The organism is Lactobacillus sp. B4015, assembly GCF_026536055.1.
In the GTDB taxonomy this organism is placed as follows: domain Bacteria; phylum Bacillota; class Bacilli; order Lactobacillales; family Lactobacillaceae; genus Lactobacillus; species Lactobacillus panisapium.
The window spans coordinates 22626-45650 of record NZ_JAFNOY010000009.1; the positions used below are offsets into that span (position 1 = coordinate 22626).

General features: G+C 35.5%; 27 protein-coding genes. 22 read left to right on the top strand and 5 right to left on the bottom strand.

Features of this window, described 5'->3' with window-relative positions:
* The first annotated feature begins 1164 nt into the window (after positions 1–1164).
* The 3 genes from J3U71_RS09220 to J3U71_RS09230 all read left to right on the top strand — a co-directional run bounded on the left by J3U71_RS09220 (position 1165) and on the right by J3U71_RS09230 (position 1874).
* Positions 1165–1434: a hypothetical protein gene (locus J3U71_RS09220; protein WP_267393932.1), complete on the top strand. Its 270-nt coding sequence runs from the start codon at positions 1165–1167 to the stop codon at positions 1432–1434.
* A 124-nt stretch (positions 1435–1558) separates the two neighbouring features.
* The gene (locus J3U71_RS09225; protein ID WP_258562420.1) at positions 1559–1690 is read left to right on the top strand and encodes a hypothetical protein; all 132 of its coding nucleotides are present in this window, start codon (positions 1559–1561) and stop codon (positions 1688–1690) included.
* Positions 1659–1874: a hypothetical protein gene (locus tag J3U71_RS09230; RefSeq protein ID WP_220269179.1), complete on the top strand. Its 216-nt coding sequence runs from the start codon at positions 1659–1661 to the stop codon at positions 1872–1874. The genes J3U71_RS09225 and J3U71_RS09230 overlap by 32 nt, the downstream gene beginning before the upstream one ends.
* A gap of 44 nt (positions 1875–1918) precedes the next feature.
* On the opposite strand, the gene J3U71_RS09235 is transcribed toward J3U71_RS09230, so the two are convergent.
* Positions 1919–2881: a D-2-hydroxyacid dehydrogenase gene (locus J3U71_RS09235; RefSeq protein ID WP_267393930.1), complete on the bottom strand. Its 963-nt coding sequence runs from the start codon at positions 2879–2881 to the stop codon at positions 1919–1921.
* Positions 2882–3175: 294 nt separating this feature from the next.
* Between J3U71_RS09235 and J3U71_RS09240 the strand changes: the two genes are divergently transcribed.
* From J3U71_RS09240 to J3U71_RS09275, 8 genes are all read left to right on the top strand, one after another.
* Positions 3176–4006 carry a DUF6574 domain-containing protein gene (locus tag J3U71_RS09240; RefSeq protein ID WP_267393928.1) on the top strand — a complete coding sequence of 277 codons (831 nt, stop codon included), beginning with the start codon at positions 3176–3178 and terminating at the stop codon, positions 4004–4006.
* Between the two features lie 11 nt (positions 4007–4017).
* Positions 4018–5421 carry a zinc ribbon domain-containing protein gene (locus tag J3U71_RS09245; protein WP_267393926.1) on the top strand — a complete coding sequence of 468 codons (1404 nt, stop codon included), beginning with the start codon at positions 4018–4020 and terminating at the stop codon, positions 5419–5421.
* Between the two features lie 251 nt (positions 5422–5672).
* Entirely contained in the window at positions 5673–5834 is a 162-nt protein-coding gene (locus tag J3U71_RS09250) for a hypothetical protein (protein WP_220269183.1), read from the top strand.
* A gap of 387 nt (positions 5835–6221) precedes the next feature.
* Positions 6222–7349: an SIS domain-containing protein gene (locus J3U71_RS09255; protein WP_220269184.1), complete on the top strand. Its 1128-nt coding sequence runs from the start codon at positions 6222–6224 to the stop codon at positions 7347–7349.
* An 11-nt stretch (positions 7350–7360) separates the two neighbouring features.
* Positions 7361–7837 carry a PTS sugar transporter subunit IIB gene (locus J3U71_RS09260; protein ID WP_220269185.1) on the top strand — a complete coding sequence of 159 codons (477 nt, stop codon included), beginning with the start codon at positions 7361–7363 and terminating at the stop codon, positions 7835–7837.
* 4 nt (positions 7838–7841) lie between these two features.
* On the top strand, positions 7842–8633 hold the full coding sequence (locus J3U71_RS09265; protein ID WP_267393922.1) for a PTS mannose/fructose/sorbose/N-acetylgalactosamine transporter subunit IIC: 792 nt from the start codon (positions 7842–7844) through the stop codon (positions 8631–8633).
* Positions 8623–9456 (top strand): PTS system mannose/fructose/sorbose family transporter subunit IID, encoded by an 834-nt coding sequence (locus J3U71_RS09270; protein ID WP_220269187.1) that lies wholly within the window; start codon positions 8623–8625, stop codon positions 9454–9456. Before J3U71_RS09265 ends, J3U71_RS09270 begins: the two co-directional genes overlap by 11 nt.
* A gap of 24 nt (positions 9457–9480) precedes the next feature.
* Positions 9481–10500 carry an SIS domain-containing protein gene (locus tag J3U71_RS09275; RefSeq protein ID WP_220269188.1) on the top strand — a complete coding sequence of 340 codons (1020 nt, stop codon included), beginning with the start codon at positions 9481–9483 and terminating at the stop codon, positions 10498–10500.
* A gap of 48 nt (positions 10501–10548) precedes the next feature.
* Here J3U71_RS09275 and J3U71_RS09280 read toward each other — a convergent pair whose 3' ends face one another.
* Positions 10549–11322, bottom strand: coding sequence for a GntR family transcriptional regulator (locus J3U71_RS09280; RefSeq protein ID WP_220269189.1), 774 nt, complete (start codon positions 11320–11322; stop codon positions 10549–10551).
* On the bottom strand, positions 11315–12025 hold the full coding sequence (locus tag J3U71_RS09285; protein ID WP_267393920.1) for a GntR family transcriptional regulator: 711 nt from the start codon (positions 12023–12025) through the stop codon (positions 11315–11317). Before J3U71_RS09285 ends, J3U71_RS09280 begins: the two co-directional genes overlap by 8 nt.
* A gap of 146 nt (positions 12026–12171) precedes the next feature.
* On the opposite strand from J3U71_RS09285, the gene J3U71_RS09290 reads away from it, so the two are divergent.
* The 4 genes from J3U71_RS09290 (at position 12172) to J3U71_RS09305 (ending at position 15763) form a co-directional block, all read left to right on the top strand.
* Positions 12172–12600 (top strand): PTS sugar transporter subunit IIA, encoded by a 429-nt coding sequence (locus J3U71_RS09290; RefSeq protein WP_267393919.1) that lies wholly within the window; start codon positions 12172–12174, stop codon positions 12598–12600.
* Between the two features lie 14 nt (positions 12601–12614).
* Complete coding sequence (locus J3U71_RS09295; protein ID WP_267393918.1) at positions 12615–13403, top strand: PTS mannose/fructose/sorbose/N-acetylgalactosamine transporter subunit IIC; 789 nt, start codon at positions 12615–12617, stop codon at positions 13401–13403.
* A gap of 268 nt (positions 13404–13671) precedes the next feature.
* On the top strand, positions 13672–14751 hold the full coding sequence (locus J3U71_RS09300) for an AEC family transporter (RefSeq protein ID WP_220220750.1): 1080 nt from the start codon (positions 13672–13674) through the stop codon (positions 14749–14751).
* 13 nt (positions 14752–14764) lie between these two features.
* Entirely contained in the window at positions 14765–15763 is a 999-nt protein-coding gene (locus J3U71_RS09305) for an NAD(P)-dependent oxidoreductase (RefSeq protein ID WP_267393917.1), read from the top strand.
* Between the two features lie 42 nt (positions 15764–15805).
* Here the strand turns inward: J3U71_RS09305 and J3U71_RS09310 are convergent, their stop codons facing one another.
* Both J3U71_RS09310 and J3U71_RS09315 read right to left on the bottom strand, forming a co-directional pair.
* Positions 15806–16492: a response regulator gene (locus tag J3U71_RS09310; protein WP_267393916.1), complete on the bottom strand. Its 687-nt coding sequence runs from the start codon at positions 16490–16492 to the stop codon at positions 15806–15808.
* Between the two features lie 2 nt (positions 16493–16494).
* Positions 16495–18081 (bottom strand): ATP-binding protein, encoded by a 1587-nt coding sequence (locus tag J3U71_RS09315; protein ID WP_267393915.1) that lies wholly within the window; start codon positions 18079–18081, stop codon positions 16495–16497.
* Positions 18082–18475: 394 nt separating this feature from the next.
* Between J3U71_RS09315 and J3U71_RS09320 the strand changes: the two genes are divergently transcribed.
* The 7 genes from J3U71_RS09320 to J3U71_RS09350 all read left to right on the top strand — a co-directional run bounded on the left by J3U71_RS09320 (position 18476) and on the right by J3U71_RS09350 (position 23025).
* Positions 18476–19231 carry a DeoR/GlpR family DNA-binding transcription regulator gene (locus J3U71_RS09320; protein WP_220269196.1) on the top strand — a complete coding sequence of 252 codons (756 nt, stop codon included), beginning with the start codon at positions 18476–18478 and terminating at the stop codon, positions 19229–19231.
* Positions 19232–19255: 24 nt separating this feature from the next.
* Complete coding sequence (gene lacA / locus J3U71_RS09325; RefSeq protein WP_267393914.1) at positions 19256–19684, top strand: galactose-6-phosphate isomerase subunit LacA; 429 nt, start codon at positions 19256–19258, stop codon at positions 19682–19684.
* Between the two features lie 13 nt (positions 19685–19697).
* On the top strand, positions 19698–20273 hold the full coding sequence (gene lacB, locus J3U71_RS09330) for a galactose-6-phosphate isomerase subunit LacB (RefSeq protein WP_220269198.1): 576 nt from the start codon (positions 19698–19700) through the stop codon (positions 20271–20273).
* Positions 20274–20472: 199 nt separating this feature from the next.
* Positions 20473–20979, top strand: a complete 507-nt coding sequence (locus tag J3U71_RS09335; protein WP_267393913.1) for a PTS sugar transporter subunit IIA — start codon at positions 20473–20475, stop codon at positions 20977–20979.
* A gap of 16 nt (positions 20980–20995) precedes the next feature.
* Positions 20996–21310 carry a PTS fructose transporter subunit IIB gene (locus J3U71_RS09340; RefSeq protein ID WP_220220761.1) on the top strand — a complete coding sequence of 105 codons (315 nt, stop codon included), beginning with the start codon at positions 20996–20998 and terminating at the stop codon, positions 21308–21310.
* A gap of 24 nt (positions 21311–21334) precedes the next feature.
* Complete coding sequence (locus tag J3U71_RS09345; RefSeq protein WP_220269200.1) at positions 21335–22753, top strand: PTS transporter subunit IIC; 1419 nt, start codon at positions 21335–21337, stop codon at positions 22751–22753.
* Positions 22754–22779: 26 nt separating this feature from the next.
* The gene (locus J3U71_RS09350; RefSeq protein ID WP_220232788.1) at positions 22780–23025 is read left to right on the top strand and encodes a hypothetical protein; all 246 of its coding nucleotides are present in this window, start codon (positions 22780–22782) and stop codon (positions 23023–23025) included.

The following is a 23025-nucleotide window of genomic DNA, read 5'->3' on the forward strand; positions in this document are numbered from 1 at the left end:
AAAATGCCTCCCCCTTTTATACCGATATGATAGACAAAACCGGTTTAGCGGATTTATAGTAACGCGAGTTAACGCTGACAAAGGCATTATGGGCGTTTGAATTGCCAAAACTTCTATTTTAGTGAGGTAAATGGCTTGCTGAAGCAGACATTTTGATGCTTACTGACTTTCTTTGTGCATCAAGTTTTTTAGGAGATTAGCATAGTAAACTGCTTCTTCATTTTCAAAAGCTGTGTCTGTAACAGCCGGAGTTGCTGTCGTTGTTAATTTAGGCAAACGTTTAGCCTAGAATAGAATTTAGGATTAGGATGCTGGTACTGCCAGCTCTGATATGTACGAAAAGATAAGGCTATTTAAAGTCAGATACTTGCGTTAGGCTTGTAGTTAACTAAGACAAAGATTGTAAGGTATTAAGCTTCAATTTGTGCTCGTCTAAATACAATTGCACTCAGAATAATCCGGTGATAGCCATAACGAAGTTCTTTGAGATTCAGCCTTATGTTTTTTAATGTAAGCGCTTATTATGATCTTATGATGTTCATTGTTTTCTTTTGGCCAAGTAGTTGTTTGTTTTTCCTAGTAGATAAAGGAATATAATATTCATTTTTGCTGGTAACTGTGAATCCAAATCATTCATACGTAACTATTTTTAAATCTAGATTAAGAACTACCTAATAAACAGATTCATGCTGAACTAATATTAAAATAAAGGCTTATTTTTAAAAATACAGGCGAATATTCAGTATGAGAAAGATTCAAAAAACTAAGCTGCTGCGTTATTGAGATTAAGCAGATTATTAATACCATAACTTAAGGCCAATCTATAGTCAGAGCCAGGTCATTCGCCAAAGATTAAAGATATTGATTTTAGATAATTTAGTCATAATAAAAGCATTTAATTTGTCCTAGTTTAGGTATTTACATCATTTTTGATAATAGGTTATAAAAGTGAAAATGTATTATAAAGATATTTTTTATTTAACTATTTTTGTTGTTTCAATTAAAATTGTATAGAAAATATGCTATAATGAAACCGATTACAAAAATACAGAAAGCTATTAGTAAAGATTTTTAGGGTCACTTTGTTTTATAACAACCAGTTTATTTCTAAAATGGCTGTTTGTTTTATTAAATGTTACGGTTAAAAGCCAGAAAGGCCGAAAAATGTTATGGATCAGTTTAATTTTGCTTTCGTTGTTAGCCTTAATTGAGTGTCAAGAAAAAGATTATTTGAAACTAGTTAATAAATATTTATTGCCCACTGCTTTAGTGATTATTGCTGGTCCGTTAATTGTACTCTACTTTATTAAGGTACCAGCTCTTAGCTTGATATTTTATATTGTTGGTATTATTCAGGCCGGATTGTTGGTCGGACTTTATTTCTTAATTGATAAATTTGTTGTGTCGCGCAAAAAGGATAATAATACTATTTAAATTCGATAATTCATTTGGCTAATATGTATTAAAAGAGCTTACCAAACAAAACAAGCAGTTCACTGATTTTGCTAGTTATAAAATCGGCGTCTACGTGTTACTGAAAACTAACAAAGATAAAAATATGGCTGCTAACGCAGTGAAAACAAATTATGGTAAAACGCTGGTTTATTTGATTCCACCAAAGGCAGAACTGCCGAAATTACCAGAAAAAGTTTATTATAGTGAACAGGCTACTGCAGTTAACGGAAACTAAGAAGCATTATGATGACTTTAAGGGTTATCAAATTGGGGCAAATATTGATGTCAATCCAAGTAGCCCTACATATGGTGCATATAATATTTTGATTAAACCAGCTAACATGAAGATGGATATGAAACAAATTAGCTCGTTTAGTTTAACTGTTAAAAATCAAGATAAAAGACATAGTCCAAAATAGGACTATGCCTTTTTCATGTAGTAGTAATTAAGTACTTTACCAGTTTAATTAACTACATTAAGCTCTTTGCCTGCTAAAAAGGCCTTCAGGTTATCAATGGCGATTCCTAATAGCCGATCACGTGTTTCGCGCGGTGCCCAAGCAATATGGGGTGTGATGTAGCAGTTCTTTGCCGTTAATAACGGACTGTTAGTAGGAATTGGCTCCTTGGTGGCAACATCAACACCAGCTGCCCCAATTTTGCCATTATTCAAAGCGTCGGCAACATCTTGCTCGTTAATTAAGCCCCCGCGTGCTGTATTAAGTAATAGAACGCCATCCTTCATCTTGGTAATTGCTTCTCGGTCAATCATTTCGGTTGTTTCAGGTGCTTGTGGCACGTGAAGACTAATAATGTCGGCTTGTTGATATAATTTATCCAGACTAACTTGTTTTACGTAGTTTGGAAGATTTGTTTTTGGCCGATGATTATAAAAAATGACCTTCATTGAAAAGGCATGAGCAATTTCGGCGACTTTTTGTGCGATGCTACCAAAGCCAATTAGTCCCATTGTTTTACCTTGCAGTTCGATTAATGGTTTTGCCCAGAAAGTAAAATCAGGATTGCTGCTCCAGCGGCCCTCGTGAACCAGTTTATTGTGCAAACCAACTTGGCTAGTAATTTCAAGTAAAAGGGCGAAAGTGAACTGTGCTACTGCGTCCGTGCCGTAAGTTGGGATGTTAGTGACGGGGATGTTAGCTGCCCGTGCAGCTGCAGTATCAATCACATTGTACCCGGTAGCGGTTACACCAATGTATTTAAGATTAGGTGCTTTGGTGATAACACTTCGATTTAATGGCGTTTTATTAGTTAACACTATTTCAGCATCACCGATTCTGTGCAAAATCTCGGCATCATCATCGACTGGTGTTCGATCATAAATGGTACATTCACCCAACTGCTTAAGGGGTGTCCAATCAAGGTCACCGGGGTTTAAGGCATAACTATCCAAATTCACAATTTTCATTTTTAAACCTCATTTGTTCATTTTTAATCTCTAGTTTACTACAGTTTGAAAAAGTACCAACTATGAAACAGTTCATTATAGTCTAAAACTACAATTTGACAGTAAAAATAGATAATTTTACAATGAATTAGTGTTCTGCTTTTTTAGCTTTTTTTATATATAGTTTAGTTATTTGGGTAAAAGATAAAGTGGGAAGAATGTGTTTTACTATCCAGTACTGCTATTCCAGATTTTGGGAGCTGATGAAAGTAGTTAATAGACATATAATGTTGTTATAAATGTAAGGAGCAAGTAATGAAAAAGTGCCCTAATTGTGGTGCCCTAATGGAAAATGGGGTTAATTTTTGTACTAAATGCGGTAGTGATTTACGTTCAATTACGTTAGAAAAAGAGCCAGAGCAGGCTAATACTGCAACTGAAAAAACTGCACCAGTTGTGGCTGAAGTTAATCAACAGCATGTTAATTCTGGTAGTTATTTGCAAAATTATTGGGAATGGCTGGTTGAATCATGGAAACATCCCGCAGACAGTAATTTAACTGTTCAAAGCTGGTACGGCTGGTTAACAATTTTAATTGAAGATGTTTTATTTGTTACTGGATTATATTTCTTTGCCAAGTCAGTTATTACCGGTGCAATTGGCTTAGTCAATCATTTCGGGGTCGATACCAGAGGTTGGGGCAATTTTGATATTTCTTTCAGCATTGTCTTTCGGGTATTTTTAATCGTCCTGATTTTCCAAGTGATTGTGATTGCTAGTCACTTTGCGGCCTATAAATTTATTTATGATGAGCAAGTTCATCTACTAGATTTTGTCAACCGCGGGATTCATGCTAGTAACCTAAATTTGATTTTGACGGTCATTTTCTTTTTATTAATGGTTTTAGGACTTAACAGTATCAGATTTACTTTATTTTTAGTTTTACTATTATTTGTTTTATTCTTTATTGGTCAAGAAGTTGCCTTACTAGCAAATGATGGTGCTCGACGGGACAAAGCATATGGCGCTTTGCTTGCTTTTGGCATTATTTTTGTTTGTAGTTTGATAATGAACTCGCTTATTTATAATTCCGTTTTACGGTCAGTTTTTAATCAAATTATTTCAGGTTTTAATGGTTCAATGTAGATGGTGTAAAGATGAATAAAAATGAATTTTGTCCAAATTGTGGACGACGAGTTAACGAAAACGAGGAGTTTTGTTCCAACTGTGGTGCAAAGCTATCTAATAATAAGCAAAGCCGGCAAGAATACCGAACGGATCAGACTCACCGGCAAGCCGCTAACAATAATTCGCAAAATCAAGTACAGACTGTGAATAAACCGCGCCAGCCGATGAAAAAGAAAACTAAGGTAATCTTGAGCATTGTGGGCGTTTTAGTCGTTGCTTTCATTGCTTTTTATGCTTGGGGATCAAATCATTATCAACGGAAAAATCAAGTTGATCAGATTACTGCGTATTTAAAAAATCCGCGGGAAAACTTAGCAGATTATGTTACTTCGGATAATCCTAGTGTGCATGTCACTAATGCGGCTTTGAAGCCAACGCAAAATTATTATTTTGATCATAGTAGCGATGCCGATAAGATGGCAGAAGCTTTTAAATATGGTGATACTTATGAAGACGTTTCGTTAGTACAGTCAGGACGGTATTTACTGCTTTTCCCTAAATATACGTTAAAATTTAAGACTTTTACGCCGCATATTAAGACCAATCATGCCAATTCGACGATTTATGTTAATGATGAAAAAATTGGCGGGGTTAATGGTAGTGGTGAAAGTTATTATAAACAGGTACAGCCGCTTTTTCCTGGAAAATACCATATTGTAGTTAAGTCAACTGCTGCTGGTCATAAGTTAACTGCTGATAAAAGCGCCAATATTTTTTCAAATAGTGCAATTAATATGAATATCAAGACCGTCAATTTTACGGTTAAAAGCTCTCCTGGTGCGGATGTTTATATTAACGAGAAAAAGGTTGGTACGCTAGATAAGAGCGGTGAAAAAGTATTTAAAGAATATCCTGCTACGGATGACATGAAGATTTATGTCATGATGAAAGTTGATGGCAAGGCGATCAGATCAAAGGTAATTGATTATGATGATTTAGGCTTTGATGATGACGATGATAGTAGTAGCAATGTCGTTAAGCCTGAATGGCCTGGCTTAATCAGCGAGGATGATGCCGAAAGTATCTTGGAAGACAACTTTGAAGATCCAGATGAAGATGCATTTGTTGGTGGCGCGGAGAATAAGGGTTACCAAGAACTGCATGAGCAGATCGGTAACTTTAATGATAATGACGAGATAATTTCTTATGATATGGATTGTAGCATTGTTTCCATTTCGCCTGCGCCAGATAATAGTAGTAATGTTGTCTATAAGATAACTTATACTTTTGAGCATGATGATTATGAGCATAAACAAGTAATGCTTTATTCTGGTTGCGTCTTCCACCAAAATGGTGATGACGATGATTCTTCACAAAAAATCAGATCAATCGGTAATGGAAAAATCATTAGCGATAAGAAGTATAATAACTAAGCTAATAGGGCGCATCATGTGTGATGCGCCTTATTTAGTTTCAGATTACATTGATGATTAAATTAAGTAAAAAATGATATTTATTATTACTTAAACCTAGGACTAGCGTATATTTATTCAATAACAATCTGCCAAAATAGCTAGAGCTATCTAATTGACTCAAATGGTGCTATGATAGCAACATAAAGTAAACTGACCAAGATAAAAATATCATCAATCTGTTAAACTTCAAAAAGCTAGGAGGACTTAAAATGAATAAATTGCTTAAGAATTATCATGAAGAAAAGCAATCATCGTTCCATTCTTTTTTTAACGGAAATTTTCTTTTTTGGAATACTGCATATATATTTTCATTAAAAAATGGGCGAAAACTCGATCTTCAAGACTATCCTGAACTTAATAAATTGGGGTAGTGGATTAAGGTGAATGACCAAACCAATTTACGGGTATGGTCTCGTTTAAGTCTTCCGCGTTTAACTGAAAAATTTTGTCAAATAACCGGGCTTCAACCAGATGATTTTTACGTAAATTCAGTTTCCGGGTTAAATAACATTTGGCCAACCCAACAATAACCGCACTTTCATAGTCAGTAATAAATATTTATCACATAGTAGTAGATAACTTTGAACCAAAAGTTATCTACTTTTTTTATCCTTGTAATTCCTATTATGCTTAGATTTTGTCACTTTAATCTAAAATGATAATTTATTTCTTTTAAGAAACCGCTTGCAAAACATCTTTTAAATGGTATAGTTAAATTAACAAGTGGTATATATAAGAAACCAATTGGAGGTGCTTAGATGAAAATGCAAGACTATGTCCGATATTCAGCGACAAAGCTAAAGGAAAACTTTGACAATAGAAATGAATTAGTTGGTCCAATTACCCGGATTTTTAAAAATGAAAATTATCAAAGTTTTACTTTAATTGCTTCTGGCTCATCGTACAATTCTTTGTTGATGGTTAAAGATGCTTTACAAGAGTTATCCCGTCTTCCGGTTTATTTATACACTCCGGAGCATGTTGAAGAGTGTAATTGTGCTTTATGGTCAAATACATTTGTGATAATAGTTTCACAAAGTGGCTCGTCGACCAATATTATTAGTTGTCAGAAATATTTACTGCAAAGAAAAATTTCATTTGTTTCTCTCACAGGAAATATTCATAGCCCAATGGCTGATTATTCAACAAATATTTTTGATTACGGTGTAGGTAATGAGTATGTCGATTATGTCACTATGGGTGTCCAGACCTTGGTTGAATACTTTTTACTTTTTGCCAATAACATTAGTACTTTATCGGAGAGTCGAAAATCTGCTTTTGGTGAACAACTGCTAAAAGTAATTGAGGATCAGCCTGGATTATTGAAAACTACTGAAGAATTTTTGAAACAGAATCATTTTGCGTTAGCGATGAATAATCCAACTTTTTTCTGTGGTAACGGACCGAACTTAGGTGTAGCCAAAGAAGGAGCCTTGAAATTTCAAGAAACATTAAAGCGACCGGCTATGTACTATGAACTTGAAGAATTTCTTCATGGACCAGATATACAGCTGACGCCTAATTACACTGTTTTTTTAATTGATGATATGGTTCAAAAAAAGCACGTACGCTTTCATGAAGTATTCACTGCTTTAAAAGAGGTCACACCAAACGTATTTTTAATAACCAGTTCAAGTCAAATTGAACAAGATAGGCGTGTTGTCAAAACGGGCGCCGTTAATAATTGGATTCTAAGTTTGTATTATTCCTTACCAGTTATTCAGTTAGTTGCAGCTAAAATGGCTGATGAGTTAAATACTTGGCCGCCTCATTCATATTTCGACCGATTTGATAAGAAAATCGCTATCAAAACTGCCAATTATGACCAAGAATTGATTGAAATTAAGCAAAAATGGCAGCTTGAGAATCATAATAAAACAAATTAGGAGGTATCAAAATGATTAAGATGGTTCGTGTTGATTATCGGTTGTTACATGGACAAGTTGCATTTTCTTGGACACAAGCAATAGGAGCAGATGCATTATTGCTAGTAAGTGACACTGTCAAGAATGATCCTTTAAGAATGAAGGCATTGCGCCTGGCCAAACCACAGGGAACAAAAGTTGTTATTAAATCTACTGACGAAGCTATTGAGCAAATACAAAGTGGGATAACAGACAAATATCATTTGTTTATTATTTGTGAAACTTTACCAATTGCGGCAAAGCTTGTTAAGGCAATTGGCGTTAAAGCGTTAAATCTAGGTAATATGCCGTTCGCAGAAGATAAAAAGCAGGTCTCAAAAAGCATATTTTTAGATCAAAAGGATGTAGCAATCTTGCAAGATTTATCTAATCTTGGAATTGATTTGTTTGTCCAAATGGTACCTAATGAAACTAAGATTGATGCCAAAAAGTTTTTAAAGGAGGCATAATACCTTGCTCTTAAAAACAATATTAATCTTTTTGATTAATTTCTTAGGTTATTCAGAATGGCTTCTTGGAACTAGCTATCTTCAAAGACCTATTATTTTAGGTCCGCTTGTGGGATTAGTGCTAGGAGATTTGCAAGACGGAATTATTATGGGCGCAACACTGGAGTTAGCGATGATCGGTGCAGTTTCTGTTGGTGCCTATAATCCTCCTGATTTAATTGCGGGAACCGTTTTAGGAATTTCCCTTGCAATTGAGTCCCATGCAAATGCAGCAGCTGCTCTAACATTAGGAATTCCTATTGCAACAGTAATGCTAGCCTTAAATACTGCGGTTGGGCAACCGGTAATGCTAATGTTGATTCATCGAATTGATCATAACGCTGATGAAGGCAATACTCATGCAATCACTAGAAATATGCTTTTGGCTGGTTGGGCCCAGAATTGGCCTGGCATAATTTTTAACCCTTTAGCATTTTATTTTGGGGCAGCTACGGTAGCTAAATTATTAAATATTATTCCACCTTTTGTGCAAGAGGGAATGAATGTCGCTGCAGGATTATTACCATTGCTTGGCTTTGCGATGTTGGCACAAATGATGATGAATAAGAAGGTAGCAGCGTTTTTCTTTCTCGGATTTTTCTTAGTGGCATACAGTGGCATTTCTACTACTGGAGTAGCAATATTTGCAGTAGTTATGGCTGCCATTATGTATGTTTTCTTTGAACATGACACCCAAAATAAAGATGAAGAAAAAAAGACAACAGAACAGGAAGGTGACGGATTCGATGAATTTTAATTTAAAACCAACTTACAACAAAAAGATTAATAAGTCAGATTTAGTCAAGTTATTTTGGCGAAGCATACCGTATGAGCATTCATGGAATTACGAAAGAATGGGTAACGTTGGCTTTACTTGGGCATTAATGCCAATTTTACAAAAGCTTTATCCCGAGAAGAAAAGATTTACGCATGCTTTAAAACGTAATTTGGAATTGTATAACATGACGCCCTACATTGTTACATTGCCGTTAGGCATATCCGCTGCAATGGAAGAAGCTAATGCGACAAATGAAGATTTTGATGAAAGTTCAATTTCAGCGGTTAAGTTAGCATTGATGGGGCCACTGTCAGGGATAGGTGACTCATTTTTCTGGGGAACTCTTAGAGTGTTAGCAACTGGAATTGGTACTACTTTGGCACTAAAAGGCAGTATTTTAGGACCAATATTGTTTTTCCTAGTATTCAATATTCCCCATTATCTTATTCGGTACTACGGTACATTTTTAGGATATAGTTTGGGCTCTAACGTTATTAATAACGTGGAAAACTCGGGCGTAATGGACAAAATTACTAAATACGCGTCCATGATCGGCATGATGGTGGTGGGCGCAATGACTAAAGAAATGGTCAGTGTAAAGTTCATCACAAAAATCGGTATTGGTAAAAGTGCTTCAACCGTTCAATCGCTTCTTGATGGAATTTTCCCTGGCATAGCAACACTGGCATTATTTGGCATAACTTATTGGATGCTAAAAAAGAAGCTCAATCCGTTGCTGATTATGTTAATTATTCTAATTGTAAGCATTGCAGCAACATACTTTAAAGTTTTAGGAGCTTAAGTCAAAAATTAAGAGAGGTAAAAAATGACAATATTAAAGAATTTCGATGTTGAAAAGTATTTACAAAATGGTCGTGATGTATATTCTCAAAGAAAGAATATTGAAAATCTGGCAGATAAATTAGCTAAAAATGATTATCAAAACATTGTGTTAATAGGTATCGGCGGTACTTGGATGGAATGGTATCCAGTAGCTGAATATTTACGCCATTTATCGAATTTTCCCGTTTATTTAGAAAATGCGGGAGAACTACTGGTTAAGAAGGATCTTGATTATTTGACCGATAAGTCTCTAGTGCTAACTTCTTCAGATTCTGGGGATACAAAGGAAATCTTAGATGCTGTTAAATATTGCAATCAACGTGGTATTTCAGTCTATGGCTTCACTAAAAATCCTGAGTCTTCATTGGGACTACTTCTTGAAGAATCAATTAATGGCTCTCTTAGCGAATGCGAAAATGCTTACTTAATGTACTTTATGTTGACACTGAGACTCTACCAGGATTGGGGCTATTATCAGGATTATAACCGTTGGGCAGATCAAATGCAAAATTTGTATCCAAACTTACTAAGATTTAGAGAGGAATTTGAAGAAAGAGCAAAATCCATAGCACGTAAATATTATAATGCACCGTTAACAATGACGGTTGGCTCAGGGATGTTGTGGGGAGAAACCTGTATGTTCTCAATGTGTATCTTAGAAGAAATGCAGTGGGTCAGAACTAGGCCAGTAACTTCAGCCGACTTTTTCCATGGTGCCTTGGAACTAGTTGATGATACTTTGCCAGTTTACTTAATTAAAGGAGAAGACGAATACAGAGCTCTAGATGAGAGAGTTGAACGCTTTTTACCAAAGCATACCAATAGCTTTGAAGTATTTGATACAAAAGATTATGTTTTTGAAGGAATTGATGATGATTTTCGGCAAATTTGTTCACCAATGATTATTACTTCACTCTTAACGGACAGATTAGCTTCGTGGTATCAGCAATACACTGGTCATGACCTTAATTTCCGTCGTTATTACCGTCAATTTGAGTATTAAAGTGTCCTCAAGAAATCGACAAGAATCAATACTACTCCTTCGCCTAAACTAATAAGTTTCTTTTTCGCCTAAAATACCATTGAGAGTGAATTGAAGATTGAGCTCGTCAGAGTCCAGATAGCTTTCGGTATACTCAACGGCTTTACTTTCTGCGTCAAAACCAAGATAAATAATGCTGTACAGCAAATTACCCTTTTTTACTTTTAATAAGCGAGCTTCTTTACTCAAAGCAGGTAAAACCTGAATAAATTGAGAAAAATAAATAGGTCGATGTCCAACAGAGTCCATGTAGTCATATAAACTTACGTTTTTAAAATTGATTTTTTCGGCATTAGGAAATAAGTTGGCCGGAAGATAATTATATTCAACGGTAAAAGGCTTGTCTTTAATCTTTCTAATTCGATGAAGAGCAAAAACAGAATCATTATCGTCAAGTTGTAATTTCTGATTAAAAAATGAATTTCCAGCTAAAATTCCTGTGCCAACAACTTCATTAGTAAAGTTAATTCCATTTTTAGTTAAAAGTTCAGTAATACCGGAGTTTGAGTTTTTATCAGTAAACGACAGATTAAAGTATAAGTTGCTATTATCAATGTTTTTAGCAGTAACAAATGTACCGCTACCTTGTTTGCGAAACAAAAGACCTTTTTTCCTGAGAGCATCGATTGCTTTTTTTACAGTCATTCGATTGACGCCATATTGTTGGGCAAGATCACGTTCACTTGGTATTTTTGCTCCGGGGAGGAATTCCTTACTTAAAATTTTCTTTTCAAGCAAATCTTCAATTTGAATGTATAAAGGTGCATGAAAAAGATTACTCATTATTTTTATCCTTATCTACTTGCATTAACAAAACGTTTTCTGGAACTTTCTTTGAAACAAAATAAATAAAATTGTTATTAAGATTAACAATCGAAGTGCGTTGCAAAATTTTTGCTCTGACAGGAATAGCCAAAAGACTCGCTTCTTCAAAATTAACTGATTCAATTGACAGATTTTGATATTCCTTTATAGGTGTACCACGATAAGATTTAACCAATAAGTCCCAAAATGAATGCTCTAATAATTTATTTAACGGTAAATGTTCTACTAATTTCTCTGGCGCATAAATATAATCTAGTGAAAGAGTCTTAGCAGATTCTTGTTCATTAATAGTACGCTTATAAATTAGGTAATGAATTGGAGTTGCTAAAGGAACTTTTAACTTTTGAGCAATTTTCTTGTTTGCCTCTGTGACAGTATTCTTAATTAAATAGTTTTTAACGCGATGATTAGATTTTTTACCAAAAAATTCAAGCCAATCATAGTCTTCTTTAGGACTGTTTATATGATAACTATTTGATGCTAAAGAAATGATACCTTTATTTTGTAATATTTCTAAAGCTTCTCTAATCGTATTACGTGATACATTGTATTTAACAGCTAATTTTCTTTCGGAGGGGATAGATTTAACGTATTCTTGTTGTGAAATCAAAAACTCAAGATCTTTTGCAATTAGTTCACTTTTATTAATGATATTGAACATTTTAATAGCTCTTCCTTGTCAATATTAATTAACTTAATCTTAGCTTAAGACTAGCGTGATAGCAATTGGAAGTGAGCTAATAATTCTAAAGACAAGTTACAAGGTAATAATTGAAATAGAGCTGAAATTTGTTTATGGAGGATAAAATGACAAAAATTGTAATAGCAACTCATGGATATCTAGCAAAAGGCTTAAAAATGTCGACTGAATTTATTTTAGGAAAGCAGAAGAATTTCTTTGCCATTTGTGCCTATACTTCGGAATGCCAGGATTTTCATAAAGTTGTTAAAGATTTGATTGCTAAATATGATCAAGAAGATATTATTTTTGGTACCGATATCGTTGGGGGCAGTGTTAATAACGATTTGCAAGAATTTGTGGCCGGAAATAATCGGTTGCACTTAGTTGCAGGCATCAATTTACCATTTTTAATTCAGTTTTTAACTTTAAATAATGATAATGTAACTGACAATCTTGCTAAAAGTACTCAGGCTGCTAAAAGTGGGATTGTTAATTATGATACCTTGGATGATACTATTCAAACCGATGAATTAGATGGCTTTGATAGTTTTTGATAAGTGTGAGGATAATGATTTTAAAAACATTTTTAATATTTTTAGTTGGACTTCTAGGCTATTCTGAATGGTTACTCGGCACCAGCTATCTACAACGCCCAATTATTCTGGGACCACTTGTTGGTTTAGTCTTGGGCGATATCCAAGACGGAATTATTATGGGAGCAACCTTGGAATTAGCAATGATTGGTGCTGTCTCAGTCGGAGCTTATGATCCTCCAGATTTAGTTTCTGGTTCAATCATTGGCATATCTTTGGCAATTCAAACTCATGCAGCACCTGGAGCAGCATTAACATTAGGTATACCAATCGCGGCTATTATGCAGGCATTAGGTTTGGCAACGGGTCAACCGTTAATGTTAGCTTTTATCCATAAATGTGATAGTGCTGCTGAAAAAGGAAATACGCATGCGTTAACGAGAAACATGTTAATAGCAGGTTATATCCAAGATTGGCCAGGTATTGTTTTTATTCCCTTGGCATTTTACTTTGGTTCATCAACTGTAGCCAGAGTGCTTAATATTATTCCTTCTTTTGTACAGGATGGAATGAATGTCGCGGCAGGATTACTACCATTATTAGGTTTTGCAATGTTAGCACAAATGATGATGAATAAAAAAGTTGCGGCTTTCTTTTTCTTAGGCTTTTTCCTAGTAGCCTACAGTGGAATTACCACAACAGGTGTAGCGATTTTTGCTGTAGTAATGGCAGCAATTATGTATGTCTTTTTTGAGCAATCGCAAGTTCATAAGAAGGTAAGCCATGTAGCAGAGCAAGAAGAAGACGGCTTTGATGAATTTTAAATAGCTCATACAAAAATAATGTTAAGAAGCATCCTATTTTATGAAGATTAAAATAGGATGCTTTGGCTTTGTCTTTTTATTCACATATTCTATTAGCTTGAATTTTCCGACAAATGCAAGTCACTTTACTGGTAAAATCTCTCATTTATATTCACTTGATTTCGCTTACATAAGTTACAAAAGGTTACATTAATTTACTATTATTATCAAAAATTTAGGTTAAAACTAAAATATATTGTGAAATATGTAATTAAGTAGGAGGAGAAAGATGAATATTGCGAAAGCAATTCAAGTGACATTTTCCAATGCTGCGATAGTTAGCTCAATAACGTCAACAATTTTTATTATTTTATTGGGCTTTTATTTACGTAAGCGTAATATCTTTACAGAAAAGTATGGTAAGCTTTTATCTAAGATTGTTTTAACAGTTGCGCTTCCGGCTTTGGCATTCAATTCATTTATGCAACCGATTAATGGCGAAACTTTTTCGCAAGGGATGAATGTGTTAATTTGGGGAATTGCAATTTATATTATTTTGATTTTGGTAACCCCAATTTCTTACGCCAAGTATCCTAAAGATAAACGAGATGTTCTAGCAATTTTAACCACTTTTGGTTCGACAACCTTTTTTGGGATTCCAATTGTTGGTGCGGTTTTTGGCACCAAGGGCATAATGTATAGCTCGATTTTTAATATTGGCTACCGGATCTTTTTATATTCTTATGCCTATATTAAGATGTCTGGCTTAAAAATGAAGGCAAGCAATATCAAAAAAATGTTTGTCAATCCGGTCGTAATTGCTACTTTTTTGGGACTGATTATGTGGCTTGTACAAAATTACATGCCACAGGTAGCTGTAAGACAAGCTGTTAATGGCGTAATTAATCCTGGTGCACCAATAATTAAGGTTGCCTTTTACCGAATTGATCAGACTGCAATTTGGCTGTACAAACCACTGCAATATCTGGCTAACCTAGCATCACCACTTGCTTGGCTATCAATCGGTGCTACCTTAGGTTCGACTTCATTTAAAAAAGCTGCGGAAAACAAGACTTCTTGGTACTACAGTTTTAATAAGGTTGTCTTGGTACCACTGCTTAACTTGGTAATATTGGTCATCTTAAATGTGACTAACATCTTACCGATTAGCTATGTTGCCTTAGGTACAATCATTATTATGATGGCTACGCCAACCGCTGCCGTTGCTTCGTCTTATGCGATTAGCTTTGATCGTGAAGCGGTCTTATCATCCAATGCATCCTTTGTATCGACAATTTTAGCGGTAGTGGCAATGCCATTTTGGATCGCCTTTCTCGGTGTTCTTAGTCAAAGCGGATTATTTCATTAATTAGGAGGTTTTTATGTTTAAAATTGTTGCTTATGGCGTACGTGAAAATGAAGTAGATTACTTCAAGAAATTAAATAAATATCATTATGATGTGCAATTGGAATCTGAATTGTTAACTCACGATAATATTGAAACTGCTAAAGGCGCAGATGCTGTTTTGTTACGTTCAAATTGTAAGGCAGACGCACAAAACTTAGCCAAATTAAATGAGTGGGGCATTAAATACGTCTTTACTAGAACAGTTGGTTTTAACCATATTGATCTTAAGACCGCAGCCAAATATGAAATGAAAGTTGCTCGCGTTCCAGCATATTCACCATACGCCGTAGCCGAATTGGCAATGACCCTAGGAATGATGCTCTTTAGACATACCGCTTTGGCAACCGATATGACAAGGCAAGGAAACTTTAGTGTTTCGACCGCCACTTTTTCTGGGGAAGTTCATTCAAGTACTGTGGGAATTATCGGAACAGGTCGAATTGGTGCGACTGAAGCGCAGATGTATAGCGGAATGGGAACCAAGGTTTTGGGCTATGATCCTTATCCAAGCGACTTTGCTAAACAATATGTTGAATTTGTTGAGCAGGATGAATTGCTGGCAAAATCAGATATTGTTTCAATCCACGTGCCGTATTTCCCAGGTCAAAATGATCGTTTAATCAATGCGGACTTTTTAAAGAAAATGAAACCAACTGCTGTTTTGGTTAATACGGCGAGAACACAACTTGCTGATTATCCTGCTATTATTAAGGCAATCACGCAAAATCAAATCGCTGGTTTTGCTAGTGATGTTTTACCAGGCGAAGTTGAAGTGCTGGGACATGATTTTAAAGGCAATATCACTAATGAACTGACTAAGCAGTTAGTTGATTTATATCCTAAGGTTCTACTAACTCCACATATTGGTTCTTACACCAGTCCAGCTTTAACCGATATGATTGCAGTCAGCTATGAAAACTTCCACCAAGTTTTGGAGACCGGCAAGACCGATAATGATGTTAAGTTAGATTAAGTTAATACACAAAAAAGCGAGCTATCAGCTGATAGTTCGCTTTTATTTATTAGCTTTATAAAGTTTAATTGGTCGACCTACTTTTAGGTAATGTGTTTTGATTGTTAATTCATTAGTTTTTACTAAATAGTCTAAATACTTTTTCGTAGTAATCCGCGAGAGTTTAGACTTTCGGGCAATCTCCTGATTAGAAAAATAATCGGGTGTTTCTGCAATGACCGCTTTTATTTTGTTAAGAGAAAAATTTGATAGTCCTTTGGGTAAGGAAGTCATTTCTTTTTCTCCAGCAAAATCTTGCGTAATGAAAACCTGATCGAGTTCATTTTGCGATAATTGTCGATCCTGGTTTAATACCTTATTATATTTTAGAAAATGCTCAATTGCCTTATGGAATCGCTCAAAAGAAAATGGTTTTACCAAGTAATCGAGTACACCATAGTTTAACGCCTGGTTAACGCTTTGACTATCTTTAGCAGCTGATAACATGATTACATTCGGATGAAGATTGTGCTCAATAAATAAATGAAGAAGTTCAGTACCTGAAATTTTGGGTAAATAAATATCGAGTAAGACCAAATCAAGCTGTAAATTTTGCGCAAGTGCTAATGCCTTGTCAGCCCTATCTACTTGAAAAAGCTTCATTTTTGCAGGCGGAATTATTTTCATTAGGTACTGTTTATTAATTGAACTGACCATTGGGTCATCTTCCACAATGAGAATCTGTAACATTTTTACTCCTCGCTGTTAATCGGTAATTCAAGATAGAAATTGCTACCATGTGGGTCACAAGGTGTAATGTCAATATAGCCGTGATGATTATCGACAATCTGCTTAACCAGCATTAAGCCGTAGCCATGATCTTTACCTTTAGTCGAATATTTTTGCTTAAAAAGTTGTTCACGGACAGCAGGCGCAATACCACTACCGTTATCGGTCACTTCGATAATCAGGGTTGTACTCTCGGAATCATAATTAAGTTCGAGTTTAATGGTACCACTGGTATCAATGGCAACTAAGGCATTGTCGATTAAATTGCCCAATATCTTGATCAGATCAAGATTTAATTGGTCTGAAACAATTGCTTGTGGCAGATAGGAATCAGGAGTAAGTGTCAAAGTCACTTTTTGCTCTTTAGCTTGATTAATTTTACCGGTTAAAAACCCGACTAAAGCTGGTGATTCAATCTGCTGGTTTAGCTGGCCAAACTCTTGCTGGTAATTGGCGTTAACTTTGCCAATAAAATTAGTAACATTATCATATTGCTTTAATTCAATCATACCGTAAATTGCCTGTAATTTATTGCGAAATTCATGCGATTGCGCTCTGAGTGCTTGAATGTATTGCTCACTTCCAGCTAATTGTTCAGACAGTTTTTGGTATTTGGATTGATCTTGCAGTAGAGCAATTTGGCCGTAAGTTTTGTCATGATAAACAAGCCTACTAGTGGATACAATGTATTCTTTAGCGTTAATTAAGAGCGGAACATTGGTCTTATTTTGTGAATGATTATGATTAAAAATCAGTTTAGCTAAATTGGAATCTAGTACAGTACCCACTTTAACTGCTGGAAATGTTTTTTTAGCTAAATAATTGGTTGTAATTACGATATTTTGTTCATTAACGGCAATTAAGATTTCATCAATACTATCAATAATAGCGTGTAGTTCCGTCAGCTTGGTAGCAATTTCATCTGGTTCCATATTAAAAAGAGATTTTTTAATCCTTTGCGCTAAAAAAAGTGCCAAAACTATGCCAGCACATAAAGCAAATAATGATCCAAGAATAACCGCTTTTTGAGCAGATAAAATTGCCCGGTTAATTGAGCTATCGGTTAGGCCAACGCAGACAATGCCAACTTGCTGTTTGTTCTTGAAAACAGGAACAAAGATGCGGTAACCCGTTCCTAAAATACCTTTGCGATGTGAATAATGGCTTTTACCAGTGCTTGACTTTTTAGCATCTTGCGGAGAACTAAATCTTTTGCCGATCCGACTAGTATCAGGGTGGGAGTAGCGCATTAAATTCCGGTCTAGAATTACAACGAAATCAACCCGAGATGCTTGTGTAATTTGATTGGCATATTTTTGCAATGAATTATTTTTGGTGGGCTGGGGATGCTTTTTTAGGGTTTCCTTAACGGTTGTATCCTGGGCAGCAATTCTAGCAACCCCAGCGATTTCCTCTTTGATTATTTGCTTTTGATTCTGTTTGACGTGGTATGAAGCGATGCTGCCAGCAGTAATAACAAAAATAACTGTTGTTAAAAAAACTAGTAAAACAGATTTAGTTCGTAAGCTAAAGCGTGATTTTCGTGGCATGTTTTTCCTTTTTATATCGTTACAACTTATTACTACTAGTATAAACTACTAAATCAGAAAAAAAGCTTAATAACCTAAAGAAAGATTTTATCAATATCTATTGTTAAAACTAATATCGGAATGAAGTTTATGGTCTGCTGTAGACTTTATTTTGGTTAAAAAAGAAATAGTTGATTAAACCTTAATTTTGCTGTTTATTTGTAAAGAAGAAACTGATTTAATAAATTTTTGAACAACATGATCTAGAATAGATTTAGGAAGAAGAAATAACTTGCAGCTAATTACTCTTAATTCACTTATCAAACATATTCAAACATTGACAAACAAAAAAGAACATTTATACTAAAGGTGAACTAAGTTAGTTGCATAATCTAGTTTAAAAAGTAGGTAATCAATGCTAAAAAGTGAAAGACTAAAAAATATCTTACAAATAGTTAACACACAAAAATTTGTTACAGTTGACGAACTAGCACAAGCGCTAAGAGTTTCTGACATGACAATTAGACGTGACCTCAATGAATTGCATAAGGCAAATAAGATTTTGCGAGTTCATGGCGGAGCTCAGCAGTTAACAGACCAAAGTAGAATTGAGAAGAGCTACCAGCAAAAGCGCGAAATCCATATTAAGGAAAAAATTGAAGTTGCAAAGCGTGCCTGTAATTTAATTCATGAAAATGATTCTATTTATGTAGGACCAGGGACAACTTTGGAATTGATGGTTGCTAATTTAAAGATCAAGCATTTGCGAATTGTTACCAATTCACTACCTGTTTTTGAAGCAGCCAAAAATAATCTAAATGACTATGACTTAATTATGGTTGGCGGTTCTTATCGCCGAATTAGTGGTGCCTTTCTGGGGGCTTTGGCTAATAGTGAACTGGAGACGATGTCATTTTCTGTTGGCTTTGTAGGAGTTAATGGCATTAAGGATGCTTCTTTGACAACAGCTAACTTAGAAGAGGGCCAAACCGAAGAAGTCGGGCTGGATCGTTCACAAATAAAATTTGTGGTAGCTGATTATACTAAGCTTGACCACAGTGATTTTCATGAATTTTATGATTTGCGCAAGGTCGACGGTCTGATTACTAACCATGGAATTGAGCCTGAGTTGGAAAAACATTACAGTCAATTTACAACTATTTATAAGTAGTTGTTAGGGAAAGGAGACTTAGCGATGAAGGTGGTCATTGGCAGCGATAAAGGCGGCTTTGTTTTAAAAGAAAAGGTTAAAAAGTATCTTGAAAGTCATGACTATGAAGTTTTGGATGTGACGGGAAAGCCTACAGAGGACTTTGTTGATTCGAGCTTAAAAGTTACGCATGAAGTACTTGATAATGGTATTAAAAAGGCAATTATGTTTGACGAGTATGGGGTCGGTTCTGCCATGGCTTCTAATAAAGTTAAGGGCATGGTTACCGCAAATGTTAACGAGGAGCGTACCGCTCATATGACGGCAATGCACAATGGAGCAAAGGCAATTGCACTTGGTAGCGGGATAGTTGGTGAGCAATTAGCTTACTCAATTGTTCAACATTACCTTGATACAGACTATGCTGGTGGTCGTCACCAAGTTCGGCTCGATATGCTAGAAAAAATGATTTAGGAGGGATAGGCAAATGTTAGATAATGATCGACCTCAACCAGAATATGTTGATCCTAAAATTGATAAGCAAAAAGTAATCGCTCTAGGGAACGACCATATTGTTACTACAGTTAAAATGGCAATCTCTGATCACTTAAAGGCGGAAGGCTACCAGGTAATTGATGAAGGAACCCATGATAATACAAGGACGCATTATCCAATTTACGGCAAAAGGGTGGCCGAGGATGTTTCTTCTGGCCGGGCTGATTTTGGTATTGTTCTTTGCGGAACAGGAATTGGTATTTCAACAGCTGCTGATAAAAATGAAGGCATCAGGGCTGCGATGGTTGGTGATGTTACACAAGCGCAGTACGCTCGGCGCGAATTAAATGCTAATATTCTTGGCTTTGGCGGAATAGTGTTAGGACGCGACTTTATTTTTGATATTGTCGATTCATTTCTTACTACTGCTTATGAGCCAAGCAAAGAAAATAAGCAATTGATTAGTAAAATCGCGGCTATTGCTAAACCAAATCCAGACCAAAAAGATAATGTTCACTTTTTTGATGAAGAAAATAAAAAGTGGGCTGAGGGTGTTTACCACGATTAAGTGGAAATAATTGTTAATAATAAAAGAAAATATTAATCGCACACTAAAAGTCATGACGGCAATTGTCATGACTTTTTTAATACTCCCAGCATAATTATTTTTTCTAAAAAAGCGTTTGCATTTCCAATTATATTTACCTATAATAGCAATAGGCAAGTGAACAAATTCAAACATAAATAAACAAAAAGGAAAGCTTGCCATGAATGCAAAAGGAGTTAATGCTGTGAGTGAGAATAGCTTGTTTTTACCGAATGCTGTTTTTGTCAGTAATTCAACTAGTGTGACCGATATTTTTCATGAAGTTGCCAACCAGCTTAGTGCAGAAAAACTGGTTAAAAAGCAATTTTTACCTGAAATCATTAAGCGAGAAGAAAAGTATCCAACTGGAATTGATCTTTCGCCTGTTAATAAAAATTTACCTAATATTGCAGTTCCACATACTGAAGGTGAATTTGTCAATACTCGTTTGATTGTTCCAGTTTCCCTAATGACTGCAGTACCATTCAAAAATATGATTGATCCTGATCAGGAATTGCTCGTGAAATTTTTATTTTTAATTTTAAATAATGATCCAGCTGGACAAGCAAACATTTTGGCGAAAATTATGGACTTTCTGCGATTAACACCTGTTGCCAATTTACAAGAGTTATTTAAGCTGACTGAACCCGATAAGATTTACCGGTTTCTAAGTGAGCATTTTAAATAATAGGAGGGTTTTTCTGATGAGTAGAGAAGTTAAATTTATTGCTGCATGTGGTGCAGGAGTTAATTCGTCCCATCAAATCAAGGATGCGGTCGAAGAAGAAATGAAAAAAAGAGGCTACAACGTTAAAGTTGATGCTTATATGGTGAAAGATGTCAACGAAGACTTGCTTTCCAATTATGATGGCTATTTGACAATTGCCAAAACCGATCTTTCATTTAAGCCAAAAGTACCGCTTATTGAAGCTGGTGCAATCTTGTACCGAATCCCTGCGATGGCTAAGCCAGTCTATGATGAAGTCGAAAAAGTTGTAAAGGACGTTAACGCTAAGTAACTCTTTTTTTGAAAGGAGAAAAAAATGAATGGGATAATTAATTTCGCTAATTCTCTTTTTAAACCCCTAATTGACATGGGGGCGGCAACAATCATGCTAATCGTTTTAACACTGATTGCAGTGCTATTTCGGGTAAAGTTTACTAAAGCGCTCGAAGGTGGTCTAAAATTAGCGATTGCGATTACAGCAATTGGCAATATTATGAATATGCTGACGACGGCTTTTCAAAAGCCAATGTTGCAATTCGTCAAGCATACGGGAATTCATATGGATATGCAGGATATGGGCTGGGCACCGTTAGCTACAATTACTTGGGGCTCACCTTATACACTGTTTTATCTATTAGTTTTAATTATTTTAAATGTTGTTTTATTACTCTTGAATAAAACTAACACTTTAGATGTTGATATTTTTGATGTCTGGCACCTAGCCTTTGTTGGTTTGTTTTGTGTCTATGTCGGTGCGCCGCTTTGGCTATCAACTATTTTGGTTTTATTTATTGGTACGATGAAAATCATCAATTCAGATTTAATGAAGCCAACGTTTAACGACCTCTTGGATGCGCCTGAAGGCAACCCAATGACGACTACGCACATGAACTACATGATGAACCCGATCATTATGCTCTTTGATAAGTTTTTTGATAAATGCCTACCTTGGCTTGATAAATTTGACTTTGACTCAACTAAGTTAAATGAAAAAATCGGCTTTTGGGGTAGTCGATTTGCAATCGGTGTCTACTTAGGTATCTTTGTTTCTTTGCTTGCCGGCAACAATTTTGCTACCGAACAGGGTTGGAAAGATATGTTCACACTATCATTTATTGGCGGCTCTTGTATTGAACTGTTCTCAGTTATTGGTTCTTGGTTTATTGCGTCAGTTGAGCCCTTATCACAAGGAATTGCCGATTTTGCTACCAAGAAGTTTTCTGGTCGGACCTTTAATATTGGTCTCGACTGGCCATTTTTAGCAGGACGTTCAGAGATTTGGGCAGCAGCTAACGTCTTAGCTCCAATTATGATGCTTGAAGCAATGGTCTTACCTGGTAATCGGTTAATGCCACTTGGCGGTATCATTGCAATGGGTGTTACCCCAGCTTTGCTAGTAGTTACTAGAGGAAAAATTATTCGGATGATTATTATCGGAACAATTGAATTACCAATTTTCCTTTGGGCAGGAACAATGGTTGGTCCATTTGTCACTAATATGGCGCACTCTGTTGGTGCAGCTATTCCGGCTCATACTCTAGTTTCAGATACCACGATGGAAGGCCCAGTAGAAAAATTCTTAGCTTATCTTGTCGGTAATGCTTGGAAACAACAGGGAATGTTCATCGTTTATGCCTTAATTGCTTTAGCCGTTTATCTGCTCTTATTCATCTGGTACGCTAAGCAAATGAAGAAGAGAAATGCAGAATATGCTGCAGCAGCTAAAAAAGCTTAGGTTAAAAATAGTTATTTTTGCTCAAGGTGATTAAATTGAAAAAAGTAAAGGTGTCAGCAAAAGAACAGGCACGAAGAAACGGCATTTTATTATGGGCAATATTCGTTATTGCAATAAATTTTTTACAGCTGATCTGCAAAAACTGGTTAACTACAATAGTGGCCATGGTTGGCACAATTTATGCATTATACCGAATCGTTGTTTATGATAATCCCCGAAATCGCCTTAGCCAAAAATATTATAATTGGCAAGGTAAAAAATTGAAGAAATAA

Coding starts and splice junctions, on each gene's coding strand:
- J3U71_RS09220 (WP_267393932.1), top strand. CDS start 1,165: ATGTTATGGATCAGTTTAATTTTGCTTTCGTTGTTAGCCTTAATTGAG.
- J3U71_RS09225 (WP_258562420.1), top strand. CDS start 1,559: ATGGCTGCTAACGCAGTGAAAACAAATTATGGTAAAACGCTGGTTTAT.
- J3U71_RS09235 (WP_267393930.1), bottom strand. CDS start 2,881: ATGAAAATTGTGAATTTGGATAGTTATGCCTTAAACCCCGGTGACCTT.
- J3U71_RS09240 (WP_267393928.1), top strand. CDS start 3,176: ATGAAAAAGTGCCCTAATTGTGGTGCCCTAATGGAAAATGGGGTTAAT.
- J3U71_RS09245 (WP_267393926.1), top strand. CDS start 4,018: ATGAATAAAAATGAATTTTGTCCAAATTGTGGACGACGAGTTAACGAA.
- J3U71_RS09250 (WP_220269183.1), top strand. CDS start 5,673: ATGAATAAATTGCTTAAGAATTATCATGAAGAAAAGCAATCATCGTTC.
- J3U71_RS09255 (WP_220269184.1), top strand. CDS start 6,222: ATGAAAATGCAAGACTATGTCCGATATTCAGCGACAAAGCTAAAGGAA.
- J3U71_RS09260 (WP_220269185.1), top strand. CDS start 7,361: ATGATTAAGATGGTTCGTGTTGATTATCGGTTGTTACATGGACAAGTT.
- J3U71_RS09270 (WP_220269187.1), top strand. CDS start 8,623: ATGAATTTTAATTTAAAACCAACTTACAACAAAAAGATTAATAAGTCA.
- J3U71_RS09275 (WP_220269188.1), top strand. CDS start 9,481: ATGACAATATTAAAGAATTTCGATGTTGAAAAGTATTTACAAAATGGT.
- J3U71_RS09280 (WP_220269189.1), bottom strand. CDS start 11,322: ATGAGTAATCTTTTTCATGCACCTTTATACATTCAAATTGAAGATTTG.
- J3U71_RS09285 (WP_267393920.1), bottom strand. CDS start 12,025: ATGTTCAATATCATTAATAAAAGTGAACTAATTGCAAAAGATCTTGAG.
- J3U71_RS09290 (WP_267393919.1), top strand. CDS start 12,172: ATGACAAAAATTGTAATAGCAACTCATGGATATCTAGCAAAAGGCTTA.
- J3U71_RS09295 (WP_267393918.1), top strand. CDS start 12,615: ATGATTTTAAAAACATTTTTAATATTTTTAGTTGGACTTCTAGGCTAT.
- J3U71_RS09300 (WP_220220750.1), top strand. CDS start 13,672: ATGAATATTGCGAAAGCAATTCAAGTGACATTTTCCAATGCTGCGATA.
- J3U71_RS09305 (WP_267393917.1), top strand. CDS start 14,765: ATGTTTAAAATTGTTGCTTATGGCGTACGTGAAAATGAAGTAGATTAC.
- J3U71_RS09310 (WP_267393916.1), bottom strand. CDS start 16,492: ATGTTACAGATTCTCATTGTGGAAGATGACCCAATGGTCAGTTCAATT.
- J3U71_RS09315 (WP_267393915.1), bottom strand. CDS start 18,081: ATGCCACGAAAATCACGCTTTAGCTTACGAACTAAATCTGTTTTACTA.
- J3U71_RS09320 (WP_220269196.1), top strand. CDS start 18,476: ATGCTAAAAAGTGAAAGACTAAAAAATATCTTACAAATAGTTAACACA.
- lacA (WP_267393914.1), top strand. CDS start 19,256: ATGAAGGTGGTCATTGGCAGCGATAAAGGCGGCTTTGTTTTAAAAGAA.
- lacB (WP_220269198.1), top strand. CDS start 19,698: ATGTTAGATAATGATCGACCTCAACCAGAATATGTTGATCCTAAAATT.
- J3U71_RS09335 (WP_267393913.1), top strand. CDS start 20,473: ATGAATGCAAAAGGAGTTAATGCTGTGAGTGAGAATAGCTTGTTTTTA.
- J3U71_RS09340 (WP_220220761.1), top strand. CDS start 20,996: ATGAGTAGAGAAGTTAAATTTATTGCTGCATGTGGTGCAGGAGTTAAT.
- J3U71_RS09345 (WP_220269200.1), top strand. CDS start 21,335: ATGAATGGGATAATTAATTTCGCTAATTCTCTTTTTAAACCCCTAATT.